This window comes from Clostridium sp. ZBS2 (assembly GCF_023845855.1).
Classification (GTDB): domain Bacteria; phylum Bacillota; class Clostridia; order Clostridiales; family Clostridiaceae; genus Clostridium; species Clostridium aquiflavi.
In genome coordinates this window covers 30,182-44,446 of record NZ_JAMQIF010000016.1, presented here as the reverse complement: position 1 = coordinate 44,446, position 14,265 = coordinate 30,182, and the positions used below count along the sequence as shown (strand labels likewise).

The 14,265-nt window shown below is 25.4% G+C and carries 14 protein-coding genes; 11 read left to right on the top strand and 3 right to left on the bottom strand.

Going from position 1 to position 14,265, the window contains the following annotated elements; all coding sequences use genetic code 11:
- Nucleotides 1–33 precede the first annotated feature (33 nt).
- From NG918_RS09595 to NG918_RS09575, 5 genes are all read left to right on the top strand, one after another.
- A complete protein-coding gene (locus NG918_RS09595; RefSeq protein ID WP_252225877.1) occupies nucleotides 34–738 on the top strand; it encodes a lantibiotic protection ABC transporter ATP-binding protein in 705 nt (234 codons plus the stop codon).
- A 3-nt stretch (nucleotides 739–741) separates the two neighbouring features.
- On the top strand, nucleotides 742–1,488 hold the full coding sequence (locus NG918_RS09590; RefSeq protein WP_252225875.1) for a lantibiotic immunity ABC transporter MutE/EpiE family permease subunit: 747 nt from the start codon (nucleotides 742–744) through the stop codon (nucleotides 1,486–1,488).
- Between the two features lie 5 nt (nucleotides 1,489–1,493).
- Nucleotides 1,494–2,252, top strand: coding sequence for a lantibiotic immunity ABC transporter MutG family permease subunit (locus tag NG918_RS09585; RefSeq protein WP_252225873.1), 759 nt, complete (start codon nucleotides 1,494–1,496; stop codon nucleotides 2,250–2,252).
- A gap of 120 nt (nucleotides 2,253–2,372) precedes the next feature.
- Nucleotides 2,373–3,035 (top strand): response regulator transcription factor, encoded by a 663-nt coding sequence (locus NG918_RS09580; protein WP_252225871.1) that lies wholly within the window; start codon nucleotides 2,373–2,375, stop codon nucleotides 3,033–3,035.
- Nucleotides 3,023–4,384 (top strand): sensor histidine kinase, encoded by a 1,362-nt coding sequence (locus tag NG918_RS09575; RefSeq protein ID WP_252225868.1) that lies wholly within the window; start codon nucleotides 3,023–3,025, stop codon nucleotides 4,382–4,384. Before NG918_RS09580 ends, NG918_RS09575 begins: the two co-directional genes overlap by 13 nt.
- A gap of 188 nt (nucleotides 4,385–4,572) precedes the next feature.
- On the opposite strand, the gene NG918_RS09570 is transcribed toward NG918_RS09575, so the two are convergent.
- On the bottom strand, nucleotides 4,573–4,920 hold the full coding sequence (locus NG918_RS09570) for a TIGR04076 family protein (RefSeq protein ID WP_252215398.1): 348 nt from the start codon (nucleotides 4,918–4,920) through the stop codon (nucleotides 4,573–4,575).
- 316 nt (nucleotides 4,921–5,236) lie between these two features.
- On the opposite strand from NG918_RS09570, the gene NG918_RS09565 reads away from it, so the two are divergent.
- The gene (locus tag NG918_RS09565) at nucleotides 5,237–5,884 is read left to right on the top strand and encodes an FMN-dependent NADH-azoreductase (protein WP_252215401.1); all 648 of its coding nucleotides are present in this window, start codon (nucleotides 5,237–5,239) and stop codon (nucleotides 5,882–5,884) included.
- 14 nt (nucleotides 5,885–5,898) lie between these two features.
- On the opposite strand, the gene NG918_RS09560 is transcribed toward NG918_RS09565, so the two are convergent.
- A complete protein-coding gene (locus NG918_RS09560; protein ID WP_252215403.1) occupies nucleotides 5,899–6,516 on the bottom strand; it encodes a hypothetical protein in 618 nt (205 codons plus the stop codon).
- A 179-nt stretch (nucleotides 6,517–6,695) separates the two neighbouring features.
- Here NG918_RS09560 and NG918_RS09555 point away from each other — a divergent pair, with 179 nt between their 5' ends.
- The 3 genes from NG918_RS09555 (at nucleotide 6,696) to NG918_RS09545 (ending at nucleotide 10,677) form a co-directional block, all read left to right on the top strand.
- Complete coding sequence (locus NG918_RS09555; protein ID WP_252225866.1) at nucleotides 6,696–7,979, top strand: DUF4179 domain-containing protein; 1,284 nt, start codon at nucleotides 6,696–6,698, stop codon at nucleotides 7,977–7,979.
- A 44-nt stretch (nucleotides 7,980–8,023) separates the two neighbouring features.
- The gene (locus NG918_RS09550) at nucleotides 8,024–9,307 is read left to right on the top strand and encodes a DUF4179 domain-containing protein (protein WP_252225864.1); all 1,284 of its coding nucleotides are present in this window, start codon (nucleotides 8,024–8,026) and stop codon (nucleotides 9,305–9,307) included.
- Between the two features lie 113 nt (nucleotides 9,308–9,420).
- Nucleotides 9,421–10,677 carry a DUF4179 domain-containing protein gene (locus NG918_RS09545; protein ID WP_252225862.1) on the top strand — a complete coding sequence of 419 codons (1,257 nt, stop codon included), beginning with the start codon at nucleotides 9,421–9,423 and terminating at the stop codon, nucleotides 10,675–10,677.
- A 149-nt stretch (nucleotides 10,678–10,826) separates the two neighbouring features.
- Here the strand turns inward: NG918_RS09545 and NG918_RS09540 are convergent, their stop codons facing one another.
- A complete protein-coding gene (locus tag NG918_RS09540; RefSeq protein ID WP_252225860.1) occupies nucleotides 10,827–12,293 on the bottom strand; it encodes an oligosaccharide flippase family protein in 1,467 nt (488 codons plus the stop codon).
- A gap of 290 nt (nucleotides 12,294–12,583) precedes the next feature.
- On the opposite strand from NG918_RS09540, the gene NG918_RS09535 reads away from it, so the two are divergent.
- Both NG918_RS09535 and NG918_RS09530 read left to right on the top strand, forming a co-directional pair.
- Nucleotides 12,584–13,138, top strand: a complete 555-nt coding sequence (locus NG918_RS09535; protein WP_252225858.1) for a sigma-70 family RNA polymerase sigma factor — start codon at nucleotides 12,584–12,586, stop codon at nucleotides 13,136–13,138.
- Nucleotides 13,139–13,142: 4 nt separating this feature from the next.
- Entirely contained in the window at nucleotides 13,143–14,207 is a 1,065-nt protein-coding gene (locus NG918_RS09530; RefSeq protein WP_252225856.1) for a DUF4179 domain-containing protein, read from the top strand.
- Nucleotides 14,208–14,265 lie beyond the last annotated feature (58 nt).

Here is a 14,265-nt window from a genome sequence, read left to right as displayed (position 1 = left end):
GATTTATTCTTTTATTGTAGGGAGGAATAAAAAATGAAAGATATTATACTAGAAACAAAAAACTTAAGTAAGACATTTAAAAAACAAGAGGCAGTTAAGGACATATCTATTAAAGTTGAAAGAAATTCTATTTATGGCTTATTAGGGCCTAATGGTGCAGGAAAATCAACTATATTAAAGATGATTACAGGGATGATTAAGCCTAGTTTTGGAGAAATATTATTTAATGATCATAAGTGGAGTAGAAAGGATTTGAAGTTAATAGGATCTTTGATAGAAAGTGCTCCATTATATGAAAATTTAAGTGCAAGAGAAAATTTAAAAGTTAGAACCATAGTACTGGGACTTTCAGATTCAAGAATTGATGAAGTCCTTGATATAGTAGAGCTTAAAAATACTGGAAAGAAAAAATCAGGACAGTTTTCAATGGGAATGAAACAAAGGCTTGGAATTGCCATTGCATTACTTAATAGTCCTAAACTACTTATTTTAGATGAACCAACTAATGGTCTAGATCCTTTTGGAATACAAGAACTTAGAGAACTCATAAAATCTTTTCCTAGCAAAGGAATTACAGTTATATTATCAAGTCATATATTAAGTGAAGTAGAACAAGTTGCTGATCATATTGGAATTATATGTGGTGGTGTTTTAGGATATCAAGGAGAACTAAGAAAAGGTGAAGAATTAGAAAAATTATTTGTAGATATTGCTGGAAAGTATAGAAGGGAGGTATAAAAAATGCTTAAATATTTTTTAGCAGAGAATAAAAAAACAAAACACACTTTTATTAACAAACTTGTATGGTTAGCCCCTATATTCACCATTTTGTTATCAATGTTTTTTGCAGTAGATTATTTTCAAGTTGATAGTTATAACTGGTGGTATAATATGATGCTACCAGGATCACTGTCATTAGGATGTTGTTTATTAAGTAGAATTGATGGAAATATGAAAAATAAAGCAGTAATAGCACTTCCTATAGATTTGAAGAAAGTATGGTTTGCGAAGATTTTAATTGGAATAAAGAATTTATCTATTTCATGTATTATTATTTTAGTATGTAGTCAGTTAGGTGTATATTTAATCAATATAGATGGTATAAAGGAAATTGCTTTAGTAAACAGATTCTATGCTACAACATTACTTATTATTACTTTTATGTGGCAAGTTCCATTAAATATTTTTTTAGAAAATAAGATTGGATTATTTGGGACTATAATTTTAGGTTTAGGAGCTAATATTTTCTTTGGAATTATGGCTGTAGAAAGTTATTGGTGGATGATTCCTTTTTCTTATCCATTTAGAATTATGTGTCCAGTTTTAGGGGTTTTACCTAATGGCTTATTAGCAGTACCAGAAAGTGAAACATTTACTCCAGAACTACTTTCTTATTCATCTATTCCATTTAGCATAATAGTTTCAACTAGTTTATTTTTAATATTAACTTATTTAAGTGCTAAATGGTATGAAAGAAGAGAGGTATAATAATTATGGATACAATTTTACGTTTAATGAAAGCAGATTTTATTAAGTTAAAGCGTACCTCATTTTACTGGGTTCACATTTGTGTACCAGTTATAGGTGCATTTATATTCTTATGGTATTTTTCTTTTTCATCATGGAGTAGCCTAAGTAAGGTACAGGGATATTTAGAAGTTATATCCTTAACATTTCCTATGGTAATAGGTATTGTAACTTCAATGGTAGTAGAACAAGAATCTATGGCTGGAGGATTTAAAGAAATTTTAGGAACTGAATATGGAAAAGGAAGATGCCTTTTAAGTAAAGTTCTTATATTACTTTGCACAGGATTTTTATCTACTATATTAGCAATAGGGATCTTTTTTATTGGATTTCAATATATTTTAAAGCAAAATGTATTACCTTTAAATTTTTATGCTTATGAAACTTTACTTATATTTGGAAGTCAGATTTTTCTTTATCTATTTCATTTATGGATAAGTTTTATATTAGGCAACGGCGGATCTATTGGAATGGGTATATTTGAAAGTTTAATTTCTGCATTGATGATTACAGGACTTGGAGATGGAATATGGCAGTGGCTACCATGTGCATGGGGAATAAGACTTGTAGATTATTTTACTGTTAATTGGGTAAATAGTGGAATAAACTCTAATGAGTTTGCAAGCATTTACGTTGGAACTCAAAATAGCATTGTATTAACTATTTTATTAGGAGTACTTTTTGGAATCTGGTTTAAATTTTATGAAGGTACAAAGTATATTTAAAATAATGTTAAAATTTCAATAACATATTTATGTATGGTTATAATATTTTGAATTATATCTTATTTTAGTATAATTAATATATATTAATGAGAAAATTGTTAATCTTTAGGGGGAATAAATGTGGCTGCTATTTTAGCTATAGATGATGAATTAGGAATATTAAATATTATAAAAGTTGCATTAGAAAAAGAAGGCCATATAGTAACTACTGTTTCCAATGCTAATGAAATATCATATAACCAATACACTAAATACGATTTAATACTTTTGGATGTAATGATGCCAGAAATTGATGGATTTACTTTGTGCAATAAAATAAGGAATTTAGTAGATTGCCCTATTTTATTTTTAACAGCAAAGACTATGGAAGAAGATATAGTTAAGGGACTTAGTTTTGGCGGTGATGATTATATAACAAAACCTTTTAGCATAAGTGAACTAAGAGCTAGAGTAAATGCACATTTAAGAAGAGAATATAGAGAAAAACAAAATGCTTTTTATATTTCCGAACTTAAATTTTATATGAATGCAAAAGAAGTATATCATGATGAAGAGTTAATTTCATTTACCAAAAGTGAATATAGTATATGTGAATATTTAGCATTAAATCATGGACAAGTGTTTTCAAAAGAGCAAATTTATGAAAGTGTTTTTGGATTTGATGGTCATAGTGATACAACTGCCATTGTAGAACATATTAAAAATATAAGAAATAAATTAAAAGTAAGAGGTATAAATACCATAGAAACTGTTTGGGGGATTGGCTATAAGTGGAAAGAATAAAGAAACAAAAAAGTATAGCTAAAATATTTGCTATGTATATAGCTACATTTTGTGTAATTACAGTTCTTCAAATTATAATAATCGCATTAGTATTTATTATAGGACTTAGAAGTGGAATGATTTTACCTGCCAATTATTATGAACAAATAATAGAAAAAAACAGAAACCAGATTATGGTTACAGAAGAAGTATCAGAATTTATACCAGAAGAATGTAACTATGTAGTATATGATTTAAATGGAAAAATGAATAGTGGTAATGTATCAGAAGAAAATGCATTAGGAATATGGAAAATGATTAAAGATGATAGAACTAGTTATGGTAATAATTATTATAAGATAATACCAAGAGGCAATGAAATTTGTGCTGTAAGATATAAATTAACAGCTCAGTTCTCTAATCCAATTTTACGTAAATATCTTCCAAGTGCTGAAGGGTGTCCAGTAATTTTATTTATTATAACATTTATATTAGGAGTAATAATATTATCTAAATGCTTTAGTAAAAGAGTAGCTAAAGAAATGAAGATTTTAAAAAATATTACTGAAAGCATAAAGGTAGAGAATCTAAATTTTGAGACAGAAGAATCAAGTATAACTGAAGTTAACGAAGTACTATCGGCTTTAGACAAAATGAGATTAGAATTAAATGTATCACTTAATAAACAGTGGAATTTAGAAAAATCACGAAAAGATCAGATAGCAGCTTTAGCACATGACATAAAAACACCATTAACTATAATTAAAGGTAATTCAGAACTACTAAAGGAATTAAATTTAAATTCGGATGCTATGGTATTTAATGAAAATATATTAAATGAAATTAAAAATATGGAGTATTATATAAAATCTTTAATAGAAATTATGAAATCAGAAAAAGAAATTATGCTTAAAAAGGAAAATGTGAATTTAAAGATATTTATAAATGAAATAATAGAGCAAGGAATCTTATTAATAAAAGATAAGCAAATTAAATTTATAAATGAAGTTAAAACAAATATAGAAATAATTATCGTTGATAGGGTATCTTTAAAACGTGCGATTATAAATATTATTACTAATGCAATTGATTATTGTCCTGTAAAAGGTGAAATTTTATTTAGTGTTGATTCTAATAATGAGTATATAAGTTTTACAATTGAAGATAATGGAAGAGGTTTTACTAAGGAAGAATTAGATTCAGCAACAGAACAGTTTTATCAAGGTGATAAAAGTAGAAATTCTAAAAATCATTATGGTATGGGTTTGTATATAACTAGAAATATTATAAAAAAACATGGTGGAAATCTTATATTAGAAAATTCAAAGGAAATGGGTGGAGCAAAGGTCGTTATTAAGTTACCATTATAGAAGATAACAATAGAGTTACAGCTCTGTTTAAAATCAGTGTTGACAATAGAATGTATAAAAGTGGACAAATTAATTTGTCCACTTTACTTCTTAATCCTAATAATTTTAAATTGTTCATAAATTCTAATTGATAAATTGGAATTTATATATTTCGGTTATCTTCAAACTTAGCACAATAAAAATCAAAACTAATCAAAAAACTTTCCCTTATAAAAATTCTCATTGTCAAGTTTCTTTGCTGTCAGCCTGAACATGACGCAGCCATCTGGGCATACAATGTCCTTGCTATATTTACTATTGCCACCAATATTCTCTAAATCTCCACCACTTCTGACTGACTCCATGATTGGGAACATAATCATCATAACCTTGGAACAGATACCCTGTCCATCCGAATTTATGGGACATCCATAGGTGCAGGTATACTTATCCCCAACTTCCTCGCCGTTTCGGCAATACCGCTCTGTATGGTCACTGCGAAGAAACCCAGTTACTTCAATTTCAAATTTGTACTCCTCATCATACCATTTTTTCATGATTAACCTCCAAATTCTAATTTATCAAACAGTTTAATAAACAACTCACTCGCATAATAATACGAGTGTTCAATACTTTATATTCTTATTATACATAATTTATGGATTATAATTCCAGTAATTATGTAAATAAAATTAAATTTATACAAATATAGATTATTTTCTCTTAAAATCCTTTACCATAGTATAACTATGAGGTATATTACTGTGAACTATCAAGTTTTTAGTTTTTACAGTTTCTTTATTTGTGCTAAATGTATTAAGTACACTAAATTGCAAATAATAAAATAAATAGGTGAGTGCAAGGAGTGTTCTTATGAAAAAATTACTTTATATAACTGTAAACTCAAAGCCTGAAAATTTGTCTGCAAGTAAAACTGTAGGAAGAGCTTTTGTAAATAGATTTTTAGAGAGACATGATGACTTTGAAATGGAGGAATTAGATTTATATAAGTGTCATATACCAAGACTTGAGTATGAATATTTTGAAAAGAGAAGCTGTCTAGTAGATAAAGAAGCATTTAATAAACTGGACAAAAAACAACAAGAAGAAGTTCATAAAATAGTTAAACTAACAGATCAATTTAAAGAAGCAGATGTATATGTAATTGCTGCACCAATGTGGAGTATGTCTTTTCCAGCTCCATTAAAAGAATACATTGATTGTATAGTTATGGATGGAAAAACAGTTGATATAAAAGATGGAGAAAAACCAGAGGGGTTATTAAATGATAAACCAAGAGGTGCTGTATATATACAATCATCTGGAGCAAAAATGAATGTATTACTAAAGATGGTGATGGATAAAGGTGTTCATTATATAGAAAGTATAATGAAATTTATGGGGATTGAAAAATTTAAAGAATTATTAGTAGATGGAACAGGAACAACAGAAGAAGAAAAAACCAAGGCCATAGAAAAAGCTATTGAAAAGATAGATTCTGTAATAGATAGTATATGGTAAATCTTTCGATGATGCTATAGATATTTTTGTGCAGTTTGTAAATTAATTATTTCAATTATAAATTCACAAAAAGAATTGAAATAAGATATCATAGCTTCATCAATTATTTCATCTTCACTATTGGGACTTCTTTTTAGACATTCCCTTATTCTAACTAAAAAAACCTTACTTTCAGAAAAATTTTCTTCTAGTTTTTCTTTTTTGTATTTATAATAAACCATTTCATACTCCTTTAAATCTTTTAAATTTTCTTCGCGTATTATTTCTAAGTACTCTCTATCTCTTTTAAAAGTAGAGTATCCAAGAACGTAATCTAAATATTTTTCTTCTAAAATAATTATCTTATCATTACTATTTATAAGTAGTTCACCAAATGGATAAACAAAACCAGTTATAAATGTAATATGTATATTATCATGTTGAAAATAATTTTTTAGAATTGGAGTTAAGTAATCTTCAATTTCAATTTCATCTTCCCATTCAAGTTCATTAATAGATAAGATCATAACATCTATATCACTTCTGTTTTTATCAAAACAAGTTTCATTATAACTTCCAAAAGTTGCAATACATATAATGTCTTTTAATTTATTAAAATTTAACTGACAATTTCTTAACTTAATCTTATTCATACATTTCACTCCAATTGGCATTAATATATACATTATATCATAAAATAATTGTTCTAAATATAAATTACAAGGTATTAGAAAGGTGAGAGATATGTGTATAGACATATGCATAAAAAGATTTGATATGGTAGAATATAATTATAAAGTAAAAATAAGTAAATGATTAAGGGGGAATTTTAATGTTAAATAAAAAATTAAGCAGAATATTAGGACCAATACTTGGTGTTATGGTGTTTATGACAAGCTTAAGGCTAGGACAAGTTAAAGCTTTAGCAGATGATAATATAAATAAGGCTTCAGTAATTTGTGAAAATACAATTTCCGAAAAAGAGAAAGATTATTCTATCAATATTAATAAAACTGTTGAACAAAATGGTTTTAAAGTAACATTAGATAATGTTATTGGAACAAAACATGATTTAAAAGTACAAGTGAAAATTCAAAGTGATAAGCCTTTTGATACAGAAAATTATAATAATATAATATCAGAAGTTACATTTGGAAAAAGTGATTGCTGGGGTGGAGGCGGATCAGAGGATTATATAAACGATAAAACTTTATTATTAACTATAGAAAAAGAAATTGATGATGATGAAGAATTTCCAGAAAAGGGAGAGTTAAGAGTGGATATAGTAATTCCAAGTTATAAAATTAATGTAGGAATAGATGCTTATGTAGATTTTTCAGAATCATTTAAAAATACATTAGAAATGAAATCATCGTCTAAAATACCAGAATTCAATTTTACATTAAATAAATTGGAGTCTAATGTTATGGGAACAAGATTTGAGTATACTACATCATGGCAAGACTTTGATGAAAGACGAAAAGATCCTGTAGAATCTCAATATTCTTTAATTATATTAAAAGCTGGAGATAGGATGTATAAAACAGAGAAATCAGGCAGTCATTCTTCAAACCATGAAAATATTATAGAAACATATGAAAGTAAATCAGCAACTTATGATAAAGTTAAAGGTAACCAAAATTTAAGCTTAATACCAATAGTTTGTTATATGTCTCGAGATGAAATAAACAAAATGTATAATGAAGATGAAATAAAGAATAATGAAAAATTAAATTCTAATAAAGAAACGCTTAACAATGTTAGATATTTAAAATCATTTAAATTTTCGGATGGAACTAAGGGAGAAATATATAATATAGAAAGAAAAGACAATAATATAAAAGTTTATTGTAAAGGAAATACAGATAAAGCAGGTCTTTTAATGGCAAGTAATATGTTTATGAATTATGAATTCGATGAGAACAATATTATGTTTAACCATATGTATAATAATGGTAAAAATAAAAGTTTCTATAAAGATTCTAATGAGGATTTAGGATATGTTGTAGAATTTAATAATGTGGAGAAAGATAGAATAATAAATTTAAATATTGAATCTATTATAAATCAAATAGATAAATTTAAAATAGGAAATGAAGTTGAATTATCTAAATAACTTAATGCTTAAAATTAAAGTTGAATTTAAATGGGGGAATTTTAATGTTAAATAAAAAATTAAGCAGAATATTAGGACCAGTTATAGGTGTTATGGTATTTATGACAAGCTTAGGAGTAGGACAAGTTAAGGTTTTAGCAGATGATAATATAAATAAGGCTTCAGCAATTTGTGAAAATACAAGTTATGATAAGGAAGAGGACTATTCAGTTAAAATAAATAAAAGTGTTGAGCAAAATGGACTTAAAATAACTTTAGATAGTGCTATTGCAACAAAACACAAGTTGAAAATATTAGTTAAAGTAGAAAGTAAAGAATCTATTGATAAAGAAAAAGCAGATAATTTGATAAGTATAGTTACATTTGGAGAAAATTTTAGAGATAGTTCAGGCTATTGGAATGATTATAAAGATGATAAAACATTTTTTATAAATATAAACGAAGAAAGTGACGAAGAAGAATTTCTTGAAAAAGATAGTTTAAGAGTAGATATTGTAATACCTACTTATAAAATTAATGTTGGAATAGATGCAGATGTAGATTTCTCAAAGTCATTTAAAGAGTCAGTTAAAAAGAAAATGAATACTAAAATACCAGAATTTGATTTTACAGTAAATAACATAGAATCAGATATTATGGGAACAACAATTAATTATAGTGGTCCATGGATAGAAAATAGATTCGAAAAGGATGAGCCATCAGACTCACATCATTCTTGTATCATATTACAAGTTGGAGATAAAATGTATAAAGCAAAACGAGGTGGTAGTAGTGCTTCAAAGGAAAATGGAACTAATGGAAAATTTGTTTGTGAATCACTTAATTATGATAAATTTAAAGAATCAGAAAAGATAAGTATAATACCTTTAGTTAGTTATGTTTCTTATGATAGATTAAATGAAATGTGTGAAAATGAAGATAGAAGTGAGTACTACGAGAAAATAAATAATTACAAAGAAATAAAAGATAATGTAAAGTATTTAAAATCATTTGATTTTTATGATGGAAGTAAGGGAGAAATATATAATATAGAAAGAAATGACAATAAAATAAAGGTATATTGCAAAGGAGAGTCAGAAAAAGAAAGTTTATTAATGGTAACTAATATATTTATGGATTATCAATTGGACATTAAAAATGTCAATTATTCAAATAGTTATGAGAGTAGAAAGAATATGAGTTTTTATAAAGACTTAAATGATGAGTTTGGATATGTTGTAGAATTTAACAATGTACCAAAAGATAAAACTATGGATGTGAATTTTGATTTTAATATAAATAAAATAGATAAATATGAAATAGGAAATGAAGTTGAATTATATAAATAATAATGTTTTAAGTTATAAATAAAAAAGATATATTGAGTTTATTATATAAAGTTAATGAATTTCTAGTTAATAGTTTAATTATTAAAATTGAATTTAAAAAAGGGAGAGGTTAAATGATAAATAAAAAATTAAGCAGAATACTAGGTCTGGCACTTGGTGCTGTGTTATTTATGACAAGTTTGGGAATAGGACAAACTAAGATTTTTGCAGATGATAATATAAATACAGCTGAAAAGAATTTAGAAAATAGAGTTTGTGATATTTATAAAGATTATTCAATTAAAATAAATAAAAGCGTTGAGCAAAATGGAATTAAAATAACTTTAGATAGTGCTACAGGAACAAAGCATAATTTAAATGTAGTTATAAAGGTAGAAAGTGATAAGCCTTTTGATAAGGAAAAGTTAGATAATTTTATAAGTGAAGTAAGTTTTGCAAATAGTTATAATAATAGTGATAGTAAATGGTTTGATCATTTAGATGATAAGACATTTTTGTTACACTTAGAAGAGAAAAATCGTGATGATGAATTTGCTGAAAAAGGAAATCTTAGGGTGGATATTGCATTTCCAAAGTATAAAGTTAATGTTGGAATAGAATCTTACGTAGATTTCTCAGAGTCATATAAAAAAATAACTCAAGAAAAATTAGCTATTAATATACCTAAATTTAATTTAAATTTAGGTGAATTAGAATCAGATGTTATAGGAACAACAATTAAATACAATGGATACTCTGATGTAAACAACAGCGGTGAAGGATCAGTAAACTCTTTTATGATATTAAAAAATGGAAATAAAATGTATAGAGCTAATTCAATAGGATGTTGTTATTTAAATGATGAATTTGAGGGAGAGTATATAGCTCAGTCTGCAACCTATGACAGGTTAAATAATATTAATAATTTAAGCATTATTCCAATAAAAGGTTCAATGACTTATGAAGAAGTATTTAATATGTATACAAAAAATAAAGATGATAGTTTTGGTGATACTGATAAGGAAGTATTAAACAATGTAAGATATAAAAAGTTATTTGAATTTTCTGATGGAACTAAGGGAGAAATATATAATATAGAAAGAAAAGACAATAAGATAAAAGTTTATTGCAAAGGAATTACAGAAAAAGCAAGTTTTTTAATGGCAAGTAATATGTATATGAATTATGAATTTGATAAAGAAGAAGTTTTTAATGATTTTTATGAAAGTTATAAATATGCAAGCTTTTATAAAGATCTCAATGATGAACTTGGATATGTTGTAGAATTTAATAATATTAAAGACGATAAATTAATGGAAATACATTTAGATTGTACCACAAGTGAAATAGATAAATATGAAATAGGAAATGAGGTAGAACTATCTAAATAACAGTTTAGTTGTTTAGGATTAAGTATTAGGACTGTTAGATTAAAAATGTTGAGTTACACTATAAAAAGTAGTTTAAAATAAGACTACTTTTTATAGTGTTTATTTTATATATGATAAATTTATTTATCTTAGTTAAACAAATTTATAAATTAGATAGGTCTTTTTAATATCTTAAATTTACATAGTAATTTATTAGAAATATGGTATAAAACTTTATCTTTTGTAATAAGAAGAATTATTAAATAAATAAGACTACATAACACAACATCTGTTAGACATAAAACAATAGGGCTAAATACATAGTTCTTTAAAATCATAGTTATTGGAATAAAAGATATTGAATAAAAAAGATATTTTATATTTTCAAAAGCAAATAAATTAATATCAAGTTTAAGTATTTTCTTTACAACATTATACTGTAATATTATTACTAACAAATTTGCTATCAATGTGGTAATTATAGCTGTTAATATTGTGAATTTTCCTATAAAAATTAGTAATATGTTTAACGTAAAATTAAGTATTCCACCTAAAAGTATTAATATAGAATCAATCTTCTCTTTTTTATAAAGATAAAGAATTTGATTTGATATAATGTTTTGAATTCCTAAGCTTAGCATGTACATTGAAAATACGGTAAGTACTGGAATTGATTGAAGATAAAGACCTTTTCCAAATATTAATATAATTTCTTTTGATAAACATGCAAGTCCAATTGATGCTGGAAATAAAAATAAGAAATAAATTTTAATAATTTTTTTAAGCAATATTAAATAATCATCTTTTGAATCATTTCCTAAATAATTTGATAATCTTGGCATTGAAACGGTAACTAACGTAAGCATTAATGTGTTAACTAAATTCATAATTCTCTGAGCTGTATAGTAATAGCCTACATTTGTTGTTCCAAGATTTCCTTTTATCATAAATTTATCTAGTTGTGTGTATAAAACCCCTACATTTGAAAGTATTACAGCATAAATCATGGGCTTTATATGTTTCATAAAATGCAGATTTGAAAAATCAAAAGGTATTTCTTTTTTTATATATATAAAACTTATAATATTATTTAAGAAGTTACTTCCTATAAGTAGATATAGATAAAGCAAATAATCCTCTTTGTTTTTTATAAAAAGTAAGGTTAAAATGCAACTAATAATTCTTATAATTACAGTTTTTGTAGCAATGAATCCGTAATTTTCTAAAGCTTGGTTTACCCATTCTACATAAAAAATATTAAATGATAAATTTAATCCCATAAGTATATAGGTATAAAAATAAGCTTCATTTCTATAACTAACAATTGTAAATAGCATATATATTAAAACAGCTAAGATGTTTGTTACTGTTGTCAAAATAAACAAACTGGTGAAGGTTTGTCTAAGTTTAATTTTATTATCACGAACTCTACTTATTTCCCTTACGCCATAAGTATATACACCAAAACTTGCAAAGATTAAAAAATAAGAAGTTAGTGAATCACTAGATCCAATAAAACCATATAATTCTTCACCTATAGTACTCGAAATTATTTGGAATATGATTATTGGAAGAATTATATTAAATAAATTTAAAATTGAATTAAACAGAGCATTTTTTGATATTGATTTAGACATTATGAATCTCCTATATATGAGTTTTTATTTTACAAGTTTACATTTTATTGGATTAAATGTCAATTGAATAAAAAATATATAATATGTTTAGAAATGGTTAATAACTTAAAAATTATACGGAACCTATTTTTATATATTTATAAATAAGTTTAAAATATTGATAGATATAGTACATTTTAAACGAAGTATTAAGTGTAAGGGATAAGGCATGTTTAAAGTTAGTTGGATAAATATTATTTTTAATATGCCTAAATTAATATTGCAAGCTTGCTTTAGGGAGAAGGTTAAAAATGAAAATTAAAGAAGGAAACTTTATTTTTGAATTAAAAAAGAAAAATGAAAAAGCATTAGATTATGTTATTGATAACTATGGATGGATTATTAAATCAATAGTAAAGAAACATTTATATAATTTAAAGAGTACTCAAGATGAATGTATTAACGATATACTTTTGGGTATTTGGAATAATATTGAAAGTTTTGATGAAAACAAAGGTGATTTTAAAAATTGGGTTGCTGGAATAGCCAAGTTTAAGTGTATTGATTATAAGAGAAAATATTTAAAAGGATTAGAATATGAAAATATAGATGATTTAAATATAAGTACTCCAGATAATGTTCATGAAGAGATTGTAAAGAGTGAATTAGAATCTGATATTGAAGAGATGTTAAGTTGTTTAAAAGAAAAAGATAGAGATCTATTTTATAAGTTATATGTTGATGAGAAAGATATAAGTGATATAACAAAAGAAATGGGAATTAAGAGAGAAGTCGTATATAACAGATTATCGAGAGGAAAGAAAAAGATTCAAAAAATATTTAAGATATTAGAAAGTAGAGGGTAGAAATATGAATAAAGATATATATGATATGTTGAATGAAGTTAATATAAATATTGATGATTATGAGAAAGAAGACTTTAATGACTTAGAGAAGAAAAAAATAAAATCTAATTTTAGAAAGTCAATCTCAAAAAAGAAACCTAGAAAAAGAGGGATGATAACAGCTACTATTATTGTAGCATTAACAATAGGGATGTTGGGAAGTAATATAGGAGTCTCTGCACTATCAAAGGTCAGTTATATAATTAGTAATGATATAGCTAGTTTTTTAGGAATAGAAAGAAACTTAGATGAATATAAAACTGTTATAAATAAATCAATAACAGATAAAGGAATAACAGTTCAATTAAATGAAGTAATATTAGATGGAGATGAAATGACAGTTTCTTATAATGTAATTTATGATAAAAAGTTAGATGTAATTTATGATAAAAAGTTAGAAAAAGATGAATCTTGGCACGGATTTAATAGTATTTCTGTAAATGGAAAAGAATTGAATACTGGATCTAGTGGGAGATCTAGAAACATTGATGACTATACTACACAATCAGTAATTACTTATAGTTTAAAAAATTGCGATTTAAATGGAGAGTTAAATATAAAATTTGTAAGTTCAAATGTAATGATAAATGATAAAGAACAAAAAGGAAAGTGGAATTTTGAATTTAAGACTAATGGTGATCAATTAAGAATAGATACTAAGGAAATGTCACTTAACAATAAATTCACACTAGAAAATGGTAATGAATATATATTAGAAAAATATACAGACAATTCACTTGGTCAAAAGATTTATGCTTCAATAAATTACTCTAATAGTAAATCCACTTATGCTCTTGCTTTAAAAGGAAGTGATGATTTAGGGAATAAAGTAGAGTTTTATTTATCTCATGGTGATAAAAATTCAGGGCTATTTAAGATAGAAACTATTGATGGAAATCTTAATGAAAATGCAAAATTATTAAAATTAACTCCATATGCAGCTAAATATCCAGAAAATAGTGGAAAGATGGATGGTGAATACAAACAAGTAGGAGAAGAATTTACAATAGATTTATCTAAATTAAAATAAAACTTAAATGTTTTTATAAGGGTATATTTTAAGATAATGTTGATATATTCATAAGTAA

Excerpts from the sequence above, each read along its gene's own strand:
- NG918_RS09530 (WP_252225856.1), top strand. The coding sequence starts at position 13,143 with ATGAATAAAGATATATATGATATGTTGAATGAAGTTAATATAAATATT.
- NG918_RS09595 (WP_252225877.1), top strand. The coding sequence starts at position 34 with ATGAAAGATATTATACTAGAAACAAAAAACTTAAGTAAGACATTTAAA.
- NG918_RS09545 (WP_252225862.1), top strand. The coding sequence starts at position 9,421 with ATGATAAATAAAAAATTAAGCAGAATACTAGGTCTGGCACTTGGTGCT.
- NG918_RS09585 (WP_252225873.1), top strand. The coding sequence starts at position 1,494 with ATGGATACAATTTTACGTTTAATGAAAGCAGATTTTATTAAGTTAAAG.
- NG918_RS09590 (WP_252225875.1), top strand. The coding sequence starts at position 742 with ATGCTTAAATATTTTTTAGCAGAGAATAAAAAAACAAAACACACTTTT.
- NG918_RS09535 (WP_252225858.1), top strand. The coding sequence starts at position 12,584 with ATGAAAATTAAAGAAGGAAACTTTATTTTTGAATTAAAAAAGAAAAAT.
- NG918_RS09560 (WP_252215403.1), bottom strand. The coding sequence starts at position 6,516 with ATGAATAAGATTAAGTTAAGAAATTGTCAGTTAAATTTTAATAAATTA.
- NG918_RS09540 (WP_252225860.1), bottom strand. The coding sequence starts at position 12,293 with ATGTCTAAATCAATATCAAAAAATGCTCTGTTTAATTCAATTTTAAAT.
- NG918_RS09570 (WP_252215398.1), bottom strand. The coding sequence starts at position 4,920 with ATGAAAAAATGGTATGATGAGGAGTACAAATTTGAAATTGAAGTAACT.
- NG918_RS09550 (WP_252225864.1), top strand. The coding sequence starts at position 8,024 with ATGTTAAATAAAAAATTAAGCAGAATATTAGGACCAGTTATAGGTGTT.
- NG918_RS09555 (WP_252225866.1), top strand. The coding sequence starts at position 6,696 with ATGTTAAATAAAAAATTAAGCAGAATATTAGGACCAATACTTGGTGTT.
- NG918_RS09565 (WP_252215401.1), top strand. The coding sequence starts at position 5,237 with ATGAAAAAATTACTTTATATAACTGTAAACTCAAAGCCTGAAAATTTG.